The organism is Hyphomonas polymorpha PS728, from assembly GCF_000685315.1.
GTDB classification, from domain to species: domain Bacteria; phylum Pseudomonadota; class Alphaproteobacteria; order Caulobacterales; family Hyphomonadaceae; genus Hyphomonas; species Hyphomonas polymorpha.
In genome coordinates this window covers 1-17866 of the sequence record NZ_ARYM01000014.1, presented here as the reverse complement: position 1 = coordinate 17866, position 17866 = coordinate 1, and the positions used below count along the sequence as shown (strand labels likewise).

16 protein-coding genes and 1 tRNA gene are annotated in these 17866 nt (G+C 60.0%); 10 read left to right on the top strand and 7 right to left on the bottom strand.

Translation table 11 applies throughout. The annotated features are described in order from the left end of the window. Positions 1-100 precede the first annotated feature (100 nt). Positions 101-775, top strand: a complete 675-nt coding sequence (locus HPO_RS12485) for an EAL domain-containing protein (RefSeq protein ID WP_035599305.1) — start codon at positions 101-103, stop codon at positions 773-775. Here the strand turns inward: HPO_RS12485 and spbR are convergent. Together spbR and tig are read right to left on the bottom strand one after the other, a co-directional pair. Continuing rightward, a complete protein-coding gene (spbR, locus tag HPO_RS12480; RefSeq protein WP_035599303.1) occupies positions 772-1935 on the bottom strand; it encodes a SpbR family protein in 1164 nt (387 codons plus the stop codon). The genes HPO_RS12485 and spbR overlap by 4 nt on opposite strands. Before the next feature lie 154 nt (positions 1936-2089). After that, positions 2090-3427, bottom strand: a complete 1338-nt coding sequence (gene tig / locus HPO_RS12475) for a trigger factor (RefSeq protein ID WP_035599301.1) — start codon at positions 3425-3427, stop codon at positions 2090-2092. 496 nt (positions 3428-3923) lie between these two features. Here tig and HPO_RS12470 point away from each other — a divergent pair, with 496 nt between their 5' ends. The 7 genes from HPO_RS12470 (at position 3924) to HPO_RS12440 (ending at position 10811) form a co-directional block, all read left to right on the top strand. Next, on the top strand, positions 3924-5399 hold the full coding sequence (locus HPO_RS12470; RefSeq protein ID WP_051612588.1) for a UbiA family prenyltransferase: 1476 nt from the start codon (positions 3924-3926) through the stop codon (positions 5397-5399). A gap of 2 nt (positions 5400-5401) precedes the next feature. After that, positions 5402-5794, top strand: coding sequence for a GtrA family protein (locus tag HPO_RS12465; protein WP_051612587.1), 393 nt, complete (start codon positions 5402-5404; stop codon positions 5792-5794). A gap of 151 nt (positions 5795-5945) precedes the next feature. After that, positions 5946-7415: an MBOAT family O-acyltransferase gene (locus HPO_RS12460; protein ID WP_035599299.1), complete on the top strand. Its 1470-nt coding sequence runs from the start codon at positions 5946-5948 to the stop codon at positions 7413-7415. Between the two features lies 1 nt (position 7416). Beyond that, entirely contained in the window at positions 7417-8505 is a 1089-nt protein-coding gene (locus HPO_RS12455; protein ID WP_051612586.1) for a hypothetical protein, read from the top strand. Then, positions 8502-8747, top strand: coding sequence for an acyl carrier protein (locus HPO_RS12450; protein WP_035599293.1), 246 nt, complete (start codon positions 8502-8504; stop codon positions 8745-8747). Before HPO_RS12455 ends, HPO_RS12450 begins: the two co-directional genes overlap by 4 nt. Then, complete coding sequence (locus tag HPO_RS12445; RefSeq protein ID WP_051612585.1) at positions 8744-10042, top strand: class I adenylate-forming enzyme family protein; 1299 nt, start codon at positions 8744-8746, stop codon at positions 10040-10042. The genes HPO_RS12450 and HPO_RS12445 overlap by 4 nt, the downstream gene beginning before the upstream one ends. Positions 10043-10046: 4 nt before the next feature. Beyond that, positions 10047-10811, top strand: coding sequence for an SDR family NAD(P)-dependent oxidoreductase (locus HPO_RS12440; protein ID WP_035599290.1), 765 nt, complete (start codon positions 10047-10049; stop codon positions 10809-10811). On the opposite strand, the gene HPO_RS12435 is transcribed toward HPO_RS12440, so the two are convergent. After that, positions 10812-12101 carry a glycosyltransferase family 87 protein gene (locus tag HPO_RS12435; RefSeq protein WP_035599287.1) on the bottom strand — a complete coding sequence of 430 codons (1290 nt, stop codon included), beginning with the start codon at positions 12099-12101 and terminating at the stop codon, positions 10812-10814. It lies immediately after the preceding gene. A gap of 91 nt (positions 12102-12192) precedes the next feature. Next, positions 12193-13578, bottom strand: a complete 1386-nt coding sequence (locus HPO_RS12430; protein WP_162174041.1) for a glycosyltransferase family 87 protein — start codon at positions 13576-13578, stop codon at positions 12193-12195. Positions 13579-13967: 389 nt separating this feature from the next. On the opposite strand from HPO_RS12430, the gene HPO_RS12425 reads away from it, so the two are divergent. Both HPO_RS12425 and HPO_RS12420 read left to right on the top strand, forming a co-directional pair. Next, positions 13968-15698: a hypothetical protein gene (locus HPO_RS12425; RefSeq protein WP_035599281.1), complete on the top strand. Its 1731-nt coding sequence runs from the start codon at positions 13968-13970 to the stop codon at positions 15696-15698. Between the two features lie 145 nt (positions 15699-15843). Then, positions 15844-15928, top strand: a tRNA-Leu gene (locus HPO_RS12420). A gap of 22 nt (positions 15929-15950) precedes the next feature. Here HPO_RS12420 and HPO_RS21235 read toward each other — a convergent pair. The 3 genes from HPO_RS21235 to HPO_RS12410 form a co-directional block, all read right to left on the bottom strand. Beyond that, positions 15951-16169 carry a helix-turn-helix transcriptional regulator gene (locus tag HPO_RS21235; RefSeq protein WP_084324309.1) on the bottom strand — a complete coding sequence of 73 codons (219 nt, stop codon included), beginning with the start codon at positions 16167-16169 and terminating at the stop codon, positions 15951-15953. Continuing rightward, positions 16166-16687: a hypothetical protein gene (locus HPO_RS12415; RefSeq protein WP_035599278.1), complete on the bottom strand. Its 522-nt coding sequence runs from the start codon at positions 16685-16687 to the stop codon at positions 16166-16168. The genes HPO_RS21235 and HPO_RS12415 overlap by 4 nt, the downstream gene beginning before the upstream one ends. Before the next feature lie 91 nt (positions 16688-16778). Beyond that, on the bottom strand, positions 16779-17866 hold a 1088-nt coding region (locus tag HPO_RS12410), incomplete at its 5' end, for a Shedu immune nuclease family protein (RefSeq protein WP_035599517.1).

Sequence of the window (17866 nt, the reverse complement as noted above, 5' to 3'; positions counted from 1 at the left end):
TATGCAATTTCCGGCAAATTCGCCGGGTCTCTTCCGCGTGATGTTCAGCTTGCTCCGTTAGGGAAGGCAATAGCCAAGAAACTGTTTCGGAGACGCCCGCATGACTTCCCTCAATATCCATGCCGCCTCACCCCGCCTTGAGCAGAGCCGTGTCCGCTTTCTGCCGGTCGTGCATCTGCTGGCCGGTGACAGCCTGGGGATGGCGGCGGAAGAAGCGGTGGAGTTCGAGGAGCGCGTCAGCTTTGGCCCGGCCACCGTGGCTGCCGAGACCGACCCGGCCAAATGGCTGGCCGACCGGCTGGTGCGTGTGGCGTCTGCCGCCTGCGCCGATGGCGCGATGGCGCGGCCGATCCTGGTGCCCGCCCCGATGGCGGCGCTGGCAAATGTGAATACCGCCGTCGCCTGCGACGCCGCCGTGCGCCGCACGACGATGTGTCAGCAGGAATTCTGCCTGATGTTTTCCGATGCGGCCTTTGCCGCCGATGCCGCCGACAGCACGAGCCGCGTGGCGCGCCTGCGCAAGGCCGGCTTCCGCGTTGGCATTGATATGCGCCGCTCCTGGCATTGCGGGCTCAGCGAGGGGCTGCGCCTTCTGATCGACACCATCCGTGTAGACGCAGATGCGCTGGAAACGTCTGCCGATCTTCAGGAAGTTGTGCTGATTGCCAAGGAGAGCGGCATCCTGGTCGTTGCCGACAATGCCAGCTGGCGGGATGGTGATTTCCTGGAAGACACCGGTGTTGCCGGGGCCATTGCTCCGAGGGCGGACGCTTAAGCGCCGTCCGTTCCCGTGACGCCGATCTCCTCGCGCGCGGCCATTTCCGAATAGAAGTCGAGCTTGTCCAGCAGATAGTCGAGGTCATCCTTGGGGATGGCCTGGAACTGGGTGAGCACGCGTTCGATCATCCGGGCACGGAACCTTGCGCGGTCGTTCGGGCCGCCATCATGTTCGGTTTCATGATAGACGTTGACCGCTGCCTTGAAGGCCGCGAGCATCTTGCGCGGCAGGCCGGCATGATCGAACACGGCCTGTAGCCCCAGCGGGCCGGCATCATGGATCATCAGCCAGACGCGCTGGTGCGCCACGCCGGACAGCTCAGACAGGGCATGTTCCACGAACGGCATCTGACCGCAGCAAAGCGCACGCATGATCAGTGAATGGGTGAGCCGGCCGTTGAGGTTCAGCTGAGAGACGAAGCGCGGCAGATCATGCGAACGCCCCGCCTGCTCAACCAGATCGATCGTCGCACGCTCGCGGGCACTGGCGGCCAGGTCGATGGCCAGCTGGGCAGGCAGTTCGTGCCGGTTGACCAGCATGTCGAACAGGTTTCCGGAGACCAGGGAGACCATCTTCTCGGCGATGTGAACGGGGATGAAGTCGCGGCGGATGAGGCCGGCCTGAACGGTCTCGTCGGAGCCAAAGCGGGAAAGCGCGTCGGTATAGGCCTTGTCGCTCCACTCGGCGGTCGAATTTTCGGCAAGGGCGCGGACCGCCTCGACGGCGCCGTGTTCGGAGATGACTTCGGACACGGTGATCGAAAGCCCCTCGCGACCGGCAATGGCGGCCTGCTTGGCGGCGGTGACCGACAGGACGAGCTCCACAAGGTCTTCCTCGGTGAAGACCGGGGACTCTTCGAGGATCGGGATGGCGACGGCTTCAATGTCGCGAGCGAGCTTCAGGGCGATCTCGCGCGGCAGGATAGGCGAGGAGCGCAGCGTGACCGCTAGAGTACGACGGACAAGATCTGCGGCATCGGCAGCGAGGATCTTTATGATTTCCTGAGCGTACTGCTTCTCGGCATCGCTGAGCACATCCAGACCAATGCGGCGGCACAGCCGGTGGGCGACCGAGGCACGTTGCTCGGGCGACTCGCCTTTCATCAGCCGGTGAATGTCCTGCTGGGTGAGTTGAGGGCGGAGGCTCTGGACGCTCATAGGTTAATGGAATCCCGGTCAAAATATACCGGCAACCTCTCCGAAGCCGGTTAACAGCCGTTTACCAAAATGACCGAACGGAAAGAACCCCGCGCAAAACAAAACCGGCCGGTCTTTCGACCGGCCGGCTGGAAGTACCTTGTAAGGAAAGAACTTACTCTTCGTCTTCCTTGAACAGTTCCTCGCGGGTAACTGTCTTATCCTCAACTTTTGCAGTCTCGAGGATGTGGTCGACGACCTTGTCCTCATAGATCGGGGCGCGCAGCTGGGCCATGGCGCCGGGATTCTTCTGGAAGAACTGGACCACTTCCCGCTCCTGGCCCGGATACTGGCGGGCTTCGCGGATGAGGGCCTGGTTCACTTCCGCCTCGGAAATCCGCACGTCTGCCAGACGGCCGACCTCCGCGAGCACGAGGCCCAGGCGCACGCGCCGCTCGGCGATCTTGCGGTATTCGGCCTTCAGCTCGTCTTCCGGCTTCGCCTTCTCCTCATCGGAAACGCGGCCAGCGTCCATTTCACGCTGAAGCTGTTGCCAGATCTGCTCGAACTCCATGTTGACCATGCCGGGCGGCAGGTCGAAGTCGTGGGCCGCGTCGAGCTTGTCGAGCAGGTCGCGCTTGGCCTTGGAGCGCGAAGCGACATTGTGCTCGTTCTGCAGCTGGTCTTTCACGAGGCCGCGCAGCTGCTCCAGGCTTTCAAGGCCGAGGCCGGTGGCGAACTCGTCGTTGATTTCCGGGGTCTGCGGGGCGCGGACTTCGTGAACCTTGGTTTCGAAGATGGCCGCTTTGCCGGCAAGTTCTGCCGCCGGATAGTCTTCCGGGAAGGAAACGTTCAGCTCTTTCTCGTCGCCAGCCTTGACGCCGAAGAGTTGCTCTTCGAAGCCGGGGATGAAGCGGTTGGAGCCGAGCACGACGGCCTGCTGCTCAGCCGTGCCGCCCTCGAAGGCGTCGCCGTCGATCTTGCCGACGAAATCCACGATCACGGCGTCTCCGTCCTGGGAGACTTCGCCTTCCGGGCGGGCTTCGAACTTGGTGTTCTGCTCGGCGATGCGCTTGAGGGCTTCCTCGATCTGCTCGTCGGCGATCTCGGCAACCGGGCGCTCGATCGTGAGCGTTGAGACATCCACCGGGGTGAATTCCGGCATCACGTCAACGTGCATGTGGTAGGACAGGTCGGCCTGGCCGCTGACGACTTTCTCGATGTCAGCTTCCATATGGACGTTAGGCTGGCCAGCGGGGCGCAGCGAATTTTCCTCAAGAGCCTTCTGGTTGGTCTCGTTGACCAGCTTGTCGATCACTTCGCCCATAAGGTCGCGGCCATACATCTTGCGCACATGTGCTGCCGGTACCTTGCCAGGGCGGAAGCCCTTGAGGCGCATTTGCGGGCGCACTTCCTCGATGCGGGCATCGAGTTTCGCCTGCAGCTCGCTGACCGGCACCTTGACCGCAAAGGTGCGGCTAAGACCTTCTGCCTTGGTCTGTGTCACTTCCATGGGACATTCTTCCGTCTATTGGGCGGCGCGGCGCACGCCAGAATGCGCGCCCGGAGCCTGCTGATCCTGCCTGAAGCGGCGGCTTATGTCACAGGCACAAGGCCCTGTCCACGCCAGCTTCACGGGATATGCAGTGCCTGATTATGACGCTGCGGAAAGGCCCCCGAAGGGTGACGAAGAGGCGTCTGGAAGAAGGGGGAAGCGGATTTCTGCGGTGAATGCTTAATCCCCTCCCCCGGATGGCACATTAATTGCTGTAACAGTCGCGGATTATCGTTGCCTGCGGGGACCGATGGCGGCAGGCGCGTACCAAGAGGGTGGACGATGCATTCAGATGGGCCATTCAGCCTTGCGCGCCCTGACGCGGGACTGGCCGAGAGGCTGGCAGCCTTCACCTTGTTTTATGCGTTTCATGCAACCTTAGAGGCCAGCCGTCCGGCACTGGCACACTCCGTTGCAGCGCCAGCACATACACGCTCAGGAAGATGACAGAGCCATGATCGATAACGGCACCCCCGTAACAATCGCCACCCCCGGTGGGGCAGATCCCGTTCCGCTGGTTCTGGACCTGGATGAGACGCTGATCCGCACCGATTCCCTGATCGAGCAGATGCTGGCCTTCGTGCGCCGCAATCCCTTCTCGATCTTCCAGCTGATTGGCTGGGTGATGGCCGGCCGCGTGACGCTGAAGGAGCGCCTTGCCGCCGCTGTGCCGGTGAACCCGGAACTCCTGCCCGTCAATGAAGAGGTTGTCGCGCTGGCGCAGCAGGAGGCGGACAAGGGCCGGAAGGTTGTTCTGGCAACCGCCGCCCATACCGAGACGGCAAAGCTGTTCCTGGAAAAGTTTCCATTCATCTCCGAAGTTCTGGCGACCGAAGCCGGTGTGAACCTCAAGGGCAAGACAAAAGCCGAAGCGTTGATGAAGCGGTTTCCCGAAGGCTTTGATTATGCGGGCGACAGCCGGGCCGATCTTGAAGTCTGGAAGCGCGCCCGCAACGCCATTGTGGTGGGCGCCTCGCGCGGCACCGTCAGCAAGGCGCGCAAGAGCGCGAATGTTGTTCAGGTCATTCCGCGCCCCACCGTGCTGAAAGCTTTCATCAAATGCCTGCGCCCGCACCAGTGGGCAAAGAACGTTCTGGTGGTCGTGCCGGCAGTGCTTTCGGGCAAGATCATCGAGCCTTCCTCCATCCTTCCTCTGATCCTGGCCTTCTTTGCGCTCTCGCTCACCGCGTCTGCGACCTATGTGTTCAACGATATCTGGGATCTGCAGGACGACCGGCAGCACTGGTCCAAACGGCTGCGGCCGTTTGCCAGCGGCACGCTGTCGCTGCCGGCCGGTATCTTCGGCGCGCTGATCTGCTTTGTGGCCGGATTGGCGCTGGCGCTGATGGCCGGGCTGGCGGTGCTGCAATGGGTGCTGATCTACGTTGTCGTTACCCTCACCTATTCCCTCTGGCTGAAGCGCAAGGTGATCCATGATGCCTTCACCCTCGCCAGCCTTTTCACGCTGCGGCTGGTCGTGGGCATGGTGGCGGTGGCCGCAGAGCCCTCGCCCTGGCTGTTTGTCTTCGCGATGTTCTTCTTCACCTCACTGGCCTTTGCCAAACGCCACACCGAGATTGCCCGCGTTATCGAAAAGGGCGGTAACTGGGTGAGCGGGCGGGGCTATCGCGCGTCCGACCTGCCGCTGGTACTGGCGGCCGGCATCGCAAGCTCGATTGCTGCCGTGGTCATCATGGTTCTCTACATCATCGAGGACGCGCACCAGCAGAGCTTCATCAAGGTGGGCGACTGGTTGTGGGCCTTGCCGCCGCTGATCTTCCTGATCTCCAGCCGCATCTGGGTGGTGTGCCAGCGCGGCGACCTGGATGACGATCCGGTGGTGTTCGTGGTCAAGGACCGGGTGTGCCTTGCCTATGCGGCGCTGGCGGCCGTCTGTTTCTTCCTGGCCTGGTTCGGAGTGCCGCTTTGATCATGTTGTTGCGGGACGAGCGGGTCCGGTTTCTGCTGGCGGGCGGCTCAGCCGCCCTGCTGAACTGGATCGTCAGGTTTCCTCTGTCTATGTTCATGACCTATGCGGCCGCCGTGACGGCAGCGACGGCGATTGGCATGGTGGCAGGCTTTATTCTGTATCGCAGCCTGGTGTTTCAGGGATCGACCCGGCCGCTGTGGCTGCAGATCCGTGATTTTATCGGGGTCAACATCGTTGCCGGCGTGGTGACCGTACTGGCCGCGCTTGTGCTGAGCAGCGGGCCGTGGTGGCCGGAGGCCTACCGGCATTATGCGCCTGGCGCGTCGCACATGGCAGGCATCGGCATCGGCGCGGTAGTTAATTTCTTCGGGCACAAGCTGTTCACGTTCCGCTGAGGCGGATTTGGGCAGCAGTTGCCGTAGCGGCGGGAGAGGCTGGAATATGATTGTCAGTACCCCGCTTTTGCGGCACTGGACTTGCAAGGGACCTTGGGGGGCGTCTCACCGGCGCCGCCTATGTAATATTGTAGAATAGGGGTGGGGCGCTGTGGCGTTCATTTCGACGCAGTTTGTGATTTTCCTGGCGGTGGTGACGGTTGTTCACTTCCTGCTGCCGGTACGCGCGCGATGGATCTGGCTGCTGGCGGCCAGCCTGTTCTTCTACGGCCTCGCTGAACCCATTTTCCTGGTGCAAATTCTGGCGGCCACCGGCCTCTCTTTCTGGCTGGGCCAAAGGATTGAGGCGGTGCCGGACAAGAAAGCCAAGCAGAAGATCATGGCGCTGGGCGTCGTGCTGCTGACGGCGAACCTGGTCGTTTTCAAATACACGCCCTTCCTGAACGAGACGCTGCGCTCGATCCTCGGCATGGCGCATGTTGAGTATCCCGTTCCCGAATTGCAGTGGCTGCTTCCGATCGGTATCTCTTTCTACACCTTCCAGCTGATTTCCTATCTGGTCGACATCTTTCGCGGCCAGCAGAAGGCAGAGCGGGAATTTGGCGCCTTTGCGCTGTATGTGACCTTCTTCCCCAAGCTGGTGGCCGGCCCGATCGAGCGGGCGAAAAACCTGCTGCCGCAGATCCACGCCCATCCCGCATTTGACCGGACGCAGGCCATGCTGGGCCTGCAGCTGATCCTTTGGGGCGTGTTCAAGAAAGTGTTCGTGGCCGACCGGATCGCGCCTTTCGTCAACGCCATCTATGACAATCCCGACGCGGCCAATGGCGTGCAGATCGCCTTTGCCACCTGGCTTTATGCCTTCCAGCTTTACTGCGACTTCTCAGGCTACACTGATATTGCGCTCGGCATCGGCCTGATCTTTGGCTACCGGCTGACGCAGAACTTCAACCGGCCCTATTTCGCCACCTCTATCCAGGATTTCTGGAAGCGCTGGCACATCTCGCTGACCTCCTGGCTGACCGATTACATCTTCACGCCGATTACCCGGCAGAAGACGTTCAAGATCAAGCTGTTCAACCTGATGCTCTACGCCATGTTCATCACCTTCGTGGTGAGCGGCCTGTGGCATGGCGCTGCATGGACCTATGTGGTCTGGGGCGCGCTGCATGGCGGGTATATCGTGGTGTCCCTGCTGCTTCAGAAGCGCTGGAACAATTTCGCCCGCACAGTGAAGCTGGTTGACCGGCCCAACCTTTACCGGGCGCTGAAGATTACCGTGACCTTCTCGCTGGTCTGTTTTGCCTACATCTTCTTCCGCGCACCAACGATGGAGGACGCCCTGCACATGGTAGGCAGCCTTGGCACCGGCTGGGGCGACTTCAAGGCCAATCTGCTGTCAGTGGTTGGCGCGAACCGGAACGAGTTCTTCCTGGCGCTGATCGGCATTGCCGTGGTGATGGGCGCCGAAGTGCTGCAGGGGCGGATCAACATGCGCGAAGCCATCAATAGCCGCCCGGTCTGGATGCGCTGGAGTCTTTATTATGTCGGCACGCTGGCAGTGGTTCTGCTGGGCGCCTTCTACGGGTCTCAAATTGCCTTCATCTACTTCAGGTTCTGATATGGACACCGCCCCTCCCTCCCCCGAGCAGACGGAAGCTGGCAAGGCGAAGCCCAGCCGCTTCGCCGTGATCGGATTTTTCCTGCCGGCCGCTCTCCTGGTCGCCGCAGCCTTTGCAACGACCGTGGCAATTGCGGTTCTCGTACCCGATGATGGCGACTATGCGCAGGCGTCCAATCTGAAGCACGACCTGCTGGAGATGGATGTTCCCAAAAAGATCGTTCTCGTGGGCGGCTCCAATGTTTCCTACGGCACCGACAGCACGGTGATAGAAGCGGCCACCCATTGCCCGGTCGTCAATATGGGCATGAACGGCTATTTTGGCGTCCGCTTCATGCTGGAAGAAGTGAAACCCTATCTCAAGCCGGGCGATCTCGTCGTCATCGCCTGGGAGTATGACAGCTACTACAAGTCTGTGAACGGAACGAATACCGACTTGCTGACGGTTTCCAAGGCCAATCCGCGCGTATTCAAATTCCTGACCCCCTATCAGAAGCTCTCCGCGATGAGCCGGTTTCCCTTCATTGCCCAGCAGAAGGTGCTGCGCATAATGGGCGAGACCTATGACAACTTCACCTATATGCTGGGCGCCGAACCAGATGCGCCGTGGACTGAGGTTGATATTCTCGACATCGAGAGCGCACGCAACTTCACCCGCAATGGCGACCTGGTCGGACATGTAGGCGTTAACTGGCCGCATGAACCAATCGATGCGATGGACATTTCCAGCATCCCGATGGATCAGGAAATCATTCCAATGATGCGGCAGTTCGTTCGCGACATGGACGCACGCGGCGTGCGCGTGATGATTTCCTGGACGCCCCTGCTGGACGATTTCTATGATCGCCACAGCAAGGAGATCGACCGGCTGAATGCCGAGATGGCCACCGTGCCGGAGTTTCTGATCCCCCGCCCGGCCAGCGGTTTCCGGTTCGACAAAAAGCTGCACTTTGACACCGTCTATCACCTCAACGAGAACGGGCGCCCGATCCGTTCCAAGATGCTGGCAGATGATATCCTCACCCAATTTGGCGAAGACGCGATGTGCGGCAGCCAACCCTCACAATCTTCCAAGGAGACACAACCATGACCGAAGCACAGGTTCTCGAACACATCACCTCGATCGTTCAGCGCATGCTGGAAGACAAAGGCGTGAAGGCCGCAACCATTGAGCCGGAGACAGAACTGCTCGGCGGTGCGATCAGCATCGACTCTCTCGACCTCGCCATGCTGGTGCGCGAACTGGAAGACGTGGTCGGCCATGACCCCTTCGCAGAAGGCTTCATCGAATTCCGCACCGTCGGCGAACTTGCGAAGCTCTACGCAAAATGATTGCTGCCGGCGCCTTCGGACTCGACACGAGTGACACCGCTCCGCTGATCGCAAATGCCCGCGGCATGTTGAGCCGCGGGAATCTTGCGCGTGCGGCGGAGAGCCTGGTGGCAGCGATGGGCGAAGCGGACGTTTCGCGTCTGATGGTGCGGTCTGACGACCCGTTCCACATCCTCCGTGCCATTGATGCGGCCAGCCGCACGGGCGCGGACCTGTTCATCGCACACACCAACCTTCCCGAGGCGCATATCGACGCTGTGGTGAAGAAGTTCGGCGTACAGATGGTCGTGTCTGCTGGCGACAAACTCACCGGCGAAACGCCGGCCGACGCTGCCAGTGCCCGCATCTTCATGATGACATCGGGCACGACCGGCGCGCCAAAGATTGCGTCCCATAGCCTGAGCGCCCTGATGAGCCGCGCCAAAGCGGCCATGCATCCGGGCAATCGCGGCGCAAAATGGCTCCTCACCTATCAGCCAACGGGCTTTGCCGGTGTGCAGGTGCAGCTCACCGCCGTGGTGGGGCGCGGCGTTGTCGTGGCGCCCGACGAGCGCACGCCTGCCGGTTTCCTTGAAGCGGCCAAGGCCAACGGTGTTACCCAGATTTCTGCCACGCCGACTTTCTGGCGCGCTTTCCTTATGGTGGTGCGCCCCGGCGATCTCACCCTGCGCCAGATCACCCTGGGGGGCGAAGCGGCGGACCAGTCGACCCTGGACCGTATCCGCAAGGCTTTCCCCGATGCCCGGGTGACGCATATCTATGCCTCAACCGAGGCGGGCGTCGTATTCTCCGTACACGACGGGCGCGAAGGCTTCCCCGCCGAATGGCTGGACACGGAAACGCAGGGCGTGACGATGCGCGTGCGTGACGGGTTCCTGCATATCCGCACGCCCAATGCGATGGGTGGGTATGTTTCCGACACGGCCCAGCCGCGTCTCGATGATGGCTGGCTGGCGACGGCCGACCGCGTGGAGATCCGCGGCGACCGCGCCTTCATCGTTGGCCGGGACGACAGCACGATCAATGTGGCTGGTTCCAAGGTTTATCCGCTGATGGTGGAGCAGTTCCTTCTAAAGCAGCCCGGTGTGATGGAGGCGCATGTCTATGGCGTGGCCAACCCGATCAGCGGCCAGCTTGTGGCTGCCGATGTGGTGATCGAACCAGGGCTCGACCCTGCCGAAACACGCAGCGCCATCCTGGCGGCCTGCCGCGAAAATCTCGCTCAATATCAGGTGCCGCGCGCCTTCAAGGTGGTGGATGCCATCGCCGTGCGCGAATCCGGCAAGAAAGGCTAAGAACATGACTGGCTCCGCGCCCTCTCTCAACTCACGCCATGTGATCGTGACCGGCGGCAGCCGGGGTCTCGGCGCGGCAATGATCGCAAGCCTGCTGGCAGACGGGTATCACATCTCGACCTGTTCGCGCTCAAAGTCTGCCAACATCGAAGCCTTGGCAGCGCATCCGGAATACGGGTCGCGCTTCTTCTGGAGCCGCTGTGAAGTGGGCGAAGCCGATCAGGTGGATGCATTCGTCAATGCAGCCGTTGAATGGGCGGGCAAGGACAATCTGTGGGGCCTTGTGAATAATGCCGGCGTCGCGCAGACGGGCATTCTCGCCTCCTTCCCGAACCGCGAGACCGAAAAGATCCTCAAGGTGAACCTGTTCGGCGCCATTCAGGCGGCCCGCGCTGCATCAGAATACATGCTGCGCGCCAACAAGGGCGGACGCATCATCAACATCTCCTCCATCATCGGCAGCCGTGGCTATAATGGCATGAGCGCCTATTCGGCCTCCAAGGCCGGTATGGACGGCCTCACCCGCGCGCTGGCGCGTGAACTTGGCCGCCGGAAGATTACCGTGAACTCGGTGGCGCCGGGCTATGTGCTGACGGAAATGTCGTCCGTACTCACACCGGTTCAGCTGAACCAGATCGTCAACCGCACCCCGCTGGGCATGCTGGCCGAAGACGAGGACGTGACCAATCTGGTGCGTTTCCTGCTGTCGGACGGCGCGCGCATGATTACCGGGCAGACGATCCTGGTGGACGGCGGCGTTTCCTGCTGATCAGCCGGCCGGCGGCGTTCGCTGCGCCCTGACGATCGCGAGCAGGATCAGCGTGGCGAGCGCGCCCCACAGCCAGTGTGAAACGATGAAGTTGGAAACCGGTCCGAACCGCCCCAATGTCATCGAATGGCTCACAAAGACGGCGCCCGCCAGCAGGGCATAAGTCGCAATCAGCGGCCAGCGCAGCCGCGCGAGCGGTCCGCCGGGACGCGACCGGGCCCAAAGCAAAACAAGCGCCGGCAACGCCCAGATATGATAGTGCGCCCAAGACAACGCCGAGACGGACAGGCCGAGGGCGAGGATCATCAGGACTTCCAGCTCCATATCCTGATTGGACAGGCGGAAAATTCGGCCCGAACGCCAGACCGCATAGAGCATGCCGGCAATAATCGTCAGCGTCAGGCCCTGCGCGATCAGCTTGCTGACGGGGGACAGGATGTAGGGGCTGAAATCCTGCCAGTCCGCACCACCGGATTCAAACCGCGCGACCATGCCGCCCACTGCCTGATTGGCGCTGGCGAGCACGGGATTGGACGTGAAAGGCTGGATTGTGGTCTCATACCAGTAGACGTGCATGTCCCATCCGAAGATCAGCAATGACAGAGTCAGGGAACTAATAACCACGGCTGCCCCGCCCGCGACGACCAGCCAACGCCCCCGCAGGAAGTAAAGTACGCCGATCAGCAGCAGCGACGGCTTGATGACCGCAGCGATCCCGAACAACACGCCAGCGGAAACATCCTTTCCCGACCGGGCCATCATCAGACCGCCGAGCAACAGCAGCAGCATGAAATGCGATGTGTTGCCGACCTTGAGCACATAGATGAGCGGACCATAGACACAGAGCGCAAAGCAGAGCAGCGCGCTTTCCCGCGGATCGAGCGCGAACATTTGCACCAGCAGCCGCCAGATGGCCCAGGCAGCAGCAAGACCGAGCAGTGTAAAGACAATCGACGCCGCCAAAGGCGGCAACAATCCAAACGGCGCGAAGAGATAGGCGACGATCGGAATATTGACGAACAGCACATCGTCATAGGAGCTCATCAGCGCTGGTGGGCCCTGCCAGATGAGGTTGCCGGCCAGCCAGTAGCAGTACCGGAAGTCCCAGAAGATGAACTCCAGCGTTGGCTGCGTGACCAGAAAGATGAACGCCGCCATCACAGCGCCCCACAGGAGCGTGAATGGCCACATGAAACGCGACATCTGGGCCGAGCCTGCGAGCCGGTAGATTACGAGAAAGCCGCCAATCGCCCCTGCGAGATGCAGCCCGTTTATGATCAGCGATTGCATATCTGCTCCACCGGAGAGTCCTTCAGTTCAACCCGGCAGTAGCCCGGTTGTGCTCCAAAAGCTGCGCGGAACGCGCGCAAGGAGAGAAATATCACGCTGCTTCCCCAGCGGCGAGCGGAGTATCGCCGGGCGGCAGACCCCAGCGGCCTCTGACCAGCCCCCAAAGAGCGGCCAGCGCGAACAGCGCGGCGAAATAGAGATGCGACATCAGCAGGTGCAGCAAGCCGGGTGCATATTGGAGCGCCCACAGGGGAAGCGCCGCAATCAGGAAAGCCAGGCACAGCGCCAGACCGAGCCAGCCACGACCGCTGCGCGGCGCAGCCAGTATCCACACCGAGGCCATGACGGCAAATATGGGCGCCAGAATACCGTAATGGTGTTCCCAGGCGATGGGCGAGGCCGCGGTGAACACCAGCGCCGCCAGCATGAAGTCGAAGAAGGGGACGCCTTCCCCTTCCGCGCGCCGTAACCGGAAAATGCCGGCGAGGAAAGCAACGGTCACCAGCATGGAGACGGCGTAAATGACTGCATGGAACGGAGGGAATGCATCGCCGCCGAAATCATGGATTTCGCCATTCTGGAAGATGCGCTGCATCAGGCCGTTGGCAGATTGGTTTGCCCAATAAGATTCGCCATGCCTGGAGAGGAAGGAGAGCACCTCCAGATAGGCGAGATGGTTGCCGAAGCCGTAGAGGACAACGGACAGCGCAAGACCCAGCGTGCCGGTTGCCAGGAGGGCAATGGTGAAACGCCACTCACGCCGGAGCGCGCCCCAGATGAGGAACAGGCCGAATTGCGGTTTCAGCATACAGACGAGCCCAATGAGCACGCCTGTGGTGGCGCGGTGACCACTTACCCAGGCGATGCAGGCGGCCACGAACAGCGCGTTAATCCACACCTGCAGCTGGCCGATATGATAGCCATAGATCAACGGAAAGAAGAGCAGCGCCGCGCCCGGCGCCGCCACGGCCAAAAGCAGCCGTGCGCGGCGCGTGTCGGCGTCAAGCGGGCCTTTGATCAGGCGCTCCGGCAAAAGCCAACACAGCGCGCCCACGCCCAGGGCCGATGCGAGCAATATCAGGCGGTTCAAATTGTTGAGGAGCAGCGGCGTAAGCTCGAACCCCATCAGTCGCAGGGCATCGAGGGGCACCAGGCTTGTGGGCGCATACTGGAATTTATGCTGCTGCTCGAAGAATACTTCGCGATAGAGGCTGCCATCGGCAGCCGGATGCGTGTCCAGCCATTCGAGGGCCACGATCATCACATTCCAGGAGTCCGCAGCCTCCAGAGTTTCACTCGACACGATACCGCGTAAAATCCACGCGCCAGACTGCTGGCCGGCCAGGGCAAGCATAATATGAATCAGCAGGACACAAGCCAGAAGCGCGTACACGGCCAGCGCGGCGGCGGTTCTCGGCGAACCAGCCACGAATGCAGACAGACGGCCTGCAACAGCCTTTGAGCGCAAATTCGACATTTGTGTCCCCGTCCAGTCTGAACCAAATATCGCAAAGAAATCAGAATGCCAGCAGAACATGCCCTTCCGGCCTAATTTTCATGCACACGGCCGCGCCGCGAGCATGTGCAGGAATGCCCAGTAAAATCGGCCACAAACTGCAGCGGCGCAGCCGTTTCCAAGGTTCCCTTTGTGGTGGCGGGCACAGATTGACGGCGCGTCCTTTCGCATGCCAGATTTTGCGTTTCGGGGGCGCCGGTTTTGAGACTGCTATCATTTGCTGATCATTCAGGACGGATGGAAATTTCCGCCAGCCGATCTGCTGATCTTGCACGCAGATTGCATCCCTGCCCGCTGCGGCGCCTGCCCGCGAAGCCTGATCCGGTTCAACAATCCAGTGTGCCCCTGCCATGATCGCTCATCTACTCCTCAGCCCATACGATCATGCGAGTGACGACCGGAAAGGGACGCAATCGGCCATTCTCTGGGAAATCGGCACGCCGCTGCTGTTCTTCCCGGTGCTGGCATTCATCCTGACGACCTTATGGCTGACAGCGGGCAGCGCACTTTCCGCGCCGGTGGCCTGGGTCATCTTGGGTGCTTCGCTTGCTGGAGGGCTCTACCTGCCCCGGTTTTTTCTCTCCGGCCGCTGGCGCTTTGCGCCGCTTGTCTCGGTGGGCCTCATTGTCGTCGCGCTGATTGTGACGGGGCTGGTTCACGATACGTCGATGGATGGTCAGCATTATCATTTCCAGGCGATCTATGCCCTCGCTCAGGGCTGGAACCCTCTGCATGGCAACGCCGAGCCAGCGGTGATTAGCGATCCGATTACCTTGTGGGCCATCCACTATCCGCGCGGCGGGTGGGATTTCGCCGCGCTGCTGATGACGGCGGGGTTTCCGTTGGCAATGGGCAAGGTGCTCAATCTGCTTGTTCTGCTTGCCGGCGCCGCAGTGCTGGGGGGCGCACTTTTCCGCGCGGGGTTCTCATGGCTCGTCGCAGCGCTGCTCACCGCAGTGGTCTCGCTCAACCCTATCGTCCTCTCTCAGCTGTTTACGGCGATGAATGACGGACTCTTGGGCGTCTGCATCCTGATATTCACCGTGTCGATCATGATGTGGGCGCGATATGACGACAAGCTGGCTCTGGCTACCGCGCTCATCACACTTCTACTCGCCCTGAACCTGAAATTTTCCGCCATTCCGATGTTCGTGATCCTCTGCGGATTTGCCTGCGCCGGCATCTTCTTCCAGCGGGGCCTCCGCCGGGCGGCAGCGCTTGCGGCGGGGCTGTTTGCTTCTGCCTTTGTGGCCGTCGTCTTGCTTGGCTGGTCGCCCTACATGCAGAACTTCCTTGATCAAGGACACATCTTCCACCCCATCATGGGTCCAAACGCGGTCGACATCATGACCGGCGAAGGGCCCGCGCTCGACAATACGCCGGAAGTTCTCGAGGGAATGTCCGCAGCCGAACGTTTCTTCTACTCTCTCTTCTCGGAAACACATTCTGGATATGCGACAACGCCGCAGCTGAAGTTTCCCCTCTCCATCTCCCCGCAGGAACTGCGCGCTGCAGGCGGCGTGGACGTTCGCCTGTCCGGCTTCGGGCCGTTTTTCTCGGGCATTTTCCTGCTGTCGATCGCGGCCGCTCTTGCTCTGGTCGTTCGCCCGCGCTGGCGCAGCGAGACAACCCTCTGGCTGCTGGTGATCAGTGCCATGATGATACTCTCGGTGATCGTGATGCCGCAGAACTGGTGGGCGCGCTATGTGCCGCAATTCTGGTTCGTACCGGTGGCGATCACTGCGGCAGCGCTGGCCGCAAACAGCCGCGCCGCACAAATCCTCGGCGGCCTGATCTTGGCATTGATGCTGTTCAACAGCCTGATCGTGGGAGCAGCGGGCGCTCGGCTGGCCGCCCAACGTGACGCCGAAGTCAATGCCCAGATAAACGCCATGGCGGCAGCCGGGGGACGCTACTGCGTCTATCCGGACATGGCGCACTCACGGATATACCTGATGCGGGAAGCCGGGCTGGACATCCGGTATCAGCCCGCCGAGGCAATCTCCTGCGCCGAGCCGCAGGAGATCGCAGGCTACGGCCCGGACCGGTACGGCGGCGCTATCTGTACCTGCCAGGATTGATGGCGAGCGATATTGCTCCTTGTGCTGACATTATCCTTAGCCGGAGCCGCCGACGGGTGGTTTGATCCGGCATTTTAAGCCCCCCTGCGGCACTTCAGAAGGCCGGTTGCAGGCCGCGCCGCCGTAGCGTAGGAAGCGGCCACACGCGGATGTGGCGGAATTGGTAGACGCACTGGATTTAGGTTCCAGCGCCGCAAGGTGTGAAGGTTCGAGTCCTTTCATCCGCACCATATAGCCTGTAATTACAGGGTATTATGACAAAAGGTCCCCGGCTCGGTCCCTAGGACTCTTTTTCGGAGGCGCGGTAGCGCGGTCAATCCATGCTGCCACTTCGTCTTCGCGCCAGACCACTGTTCGCGATCCCAGCTTGTGATTTGGCGGGAATTCGCCTTCGCGCATGCGCCGGGCAATCTCAGTCTTCGAAAGTGAAGTGAGGCGCCGAACTTCAGGAAGGCGAATGAGGCGGGTCATTTCGGAGGCTTCTTTAAGCGAGCCAGAATCTCATCCAGCACTTTTTCAGCATCGTTCGTTTCAAGGATGTCGGAATAATCTTCGCCAGTGCAGTCGCTGATAAAATCTATGAAGTCATCCAGGTTCGGGCCAGCGGCCACATAACATTCACGAAGCGCTTTAGCGTCCCTGTCGGCAAGCGCTTTTCGCGTTTTAGCCCAAACGGCCCCATTTCCTTCTTCCGGAGAGGGAATGTCATGTTCCCATGAGGCGCGTTCCCAATATTTTACATCGGGATTTCCGCCGTCGGAATCGCAGAATACTCGGAAGCGAAGATAGGCAGCTCCGCCTTCTAGAACTTCAATCGCGAGTGGTACGCCCTTAACATTTGGCGCCTCATGATACAGCACGCGGACAAGGCCTAAAAATACTTCCTTCACACCCTCCGGCACGACTTCAGCATCTGCAATCGGCGTGGATCGAGCGCGCAAAGCGATAAGACGCTGCATAAGGCCCTGTAGTTCTGCTGCTTCGCTCATTTAAGGCACCATTGGATTTTCCATAAAGACTCGCCTAGCAAGCGACATGCCAAGGTTTTGGGCTGCGGCCATAATCGCAAGCAGATAAGCCTCACTTGCTTTGGCTTACTATAAATCTCGCTCGTTCATACAGTTCGTCAAAAGTGATCACTTCCGGTGCATTTAGGTTGCGACGGTATAATTCAAATGATTTGAATTTATCGACGTTTGTACCATTTTCGGATTGGAACTGAGCGAGGCTTCCAACAACCAAGAAAGAACTGGGCGCTATATTGAAAAGCTGTTCGCCGGTCGGATCGCCGTTCTTCTCCTTTGGTCTCACAATATCCTGAAGTGTCTCAAGTGCCGATTGCACGGTCACGTGAATCTGAGCTACCGCCGCTGTTAGGTTCGAACTTGGATGCCACACCCCTGACCTTTTAGAGTCAGCGCTTAGTAGTTCAGTTTTGTGGGTTTTTACCTCAACAAAGCAGAGCGAATTTATGATTCCTCGAGTCTTCATAACAGCGTCAGCGATCTTGCCGTGACCACTCAAATCATACCCGCTGACTGCTTGCTCAAGTTTCTTTTTATCAAGTCCGCTTAAGAATTGATACGAAAGGCCGTAGCCAAATATCCAAGTATTCAGTTCAAAGAATTTTTGCCATAGTCGTTCTGGTTTATCGGCCTTGTGTTGCTCCATCTTTTGTTCAAAGAACGTGCCGTCTTCAAGCAACTTTTCAAAAATACTCAATTGCTCCTGCCTGTATCGCACGGCGACAAAATCCCGACGGAGATTGGCGTTTTTCAGAATGTCAATGACTAAGCCTTCGTCTGTTGAAACCAGTCGATTGATCTGGGCACGGTTTAAAACAATTTCATGTAACTCTTCGTCTTGGATGTGTCGCTTTCGAGGATCGTCCACAGCGACCGTTTCGACTCCGGCCAAAAATTCTTTAAGTTCTCGTATTTCTGAACCAACGAAAGAGAAAGAAAACTCTCTACTGGCGCCGGATGCTGAGTTGAACTTTTGAATTGTTAGCACACTGATTCTACGATCCGTTTCAAAGAATGTAGCTTTAATGGTATGGCGACCGGCCGGAGTCTCGCGTAACGTATGTTGTGCCTTTGCAGTCGCAAACTGAAATGACGGTTGCACGTCGATGACTTTAGACATTGAACCGCGCCGGGTTTGCCGGA

Bases quoted from the DNA above. Each gene is read 5' to 3' on its own strand.
- HPO_RS12485 (WP_035599305.1), top strand. From the start codon at position 101: ATGACTTCCCTCAATATCCATGCCGCCTCACCCCGCCTTGAGCAGAGC.
- HPO_RS12440 (WP_035599290.1), top strand. From the start codon at position 10,047: ATGACTGGCTCCGCGCCCTCTCTCAACTCACGCCATGTGATCGTGACC.
- HPO_RS12415 (WP_035599278.1), bottom strand. From the start codon at position 16,687: ATGAGCGAAGCAGCAGAACTACAGGGCCTTATGCAGCGTCTTATCGCT.
- HPO_RS12425 (WP_035599281.1), top strand. From the start codon at position 13,968: ATGATCGCTCATCTACTCCTCAGCCCATACGATCATGCGAGTGACGAC.
- spbR (WP_035599303.1), bottom strand. From the start codon at position 1,935: ATGAGCGTCCAGAGCCTCCGCCCTCAACTCACCCAGCAGGACATTCAC.
- HPO_RS12455 (WP_051612586.1), top strand. From the start codon at position 7,417: ATGGACACCGCCCCTCCCTCCCCCGAGCAGACGGAAGCTGGCAAGGCG.
- HPO_RS12435 (WP_035599287.1), bottom strand. From the start codon at position 12,101: ATGCAATCGCTGATCATAAACGGGCTGCATCTCGCAGGGGCGATTGGC.
- HPO_RS12450 (WP_035599293.1), top strand. From the start codon at position 8,502: ATGACCGAAGCACAGGTTCTCGAACACATCACCTCGATCGTTCAGCGC.
- tig (WP_035599301.1), bottom strand. From the start codon at position 3,427: ATGGAAGTGACACAGACCAAGGCAGAAGGTCTTAGCCGCACCTTTGCG.
- HPO_RS12445 (WP_051612585.1), top strand. From the start codon at position 8,744: ATGATTGCTGCCGGCGCCTTCGGACTCGACACGAGTGACACCGCTCCG.
- HPO_RS12465 (WP_051612587.1), top strand. From the start codon at position 5,402: ATGTTGTTGCGGGACGAGCGGGTCCGGTTTCTGCTGGCGGGCGGCTCA.
- HPO_RS21235 (WP_084324309.1), bottom strand. From the start codon at position 16,169: ATGACCCGCCTCATTCGCCTTCCTGAAGTTCGGCGCCTCACTTCACTT.
- HPO_RS12470 (WP_051612588.1), top strand. From the start codon at position 3,924: ATGATCGATAACGGCACCCCCGTAACAATCGCCACCCCCGGTGGGGCA.
- HPO_RS12430 (WP_162174041.1), bottom strand. From the start codon at position 13,578: ATGTCGAATTTGCGCTCAAAGGCTGTTGCAGGCCGTCTGTCTGCATTC.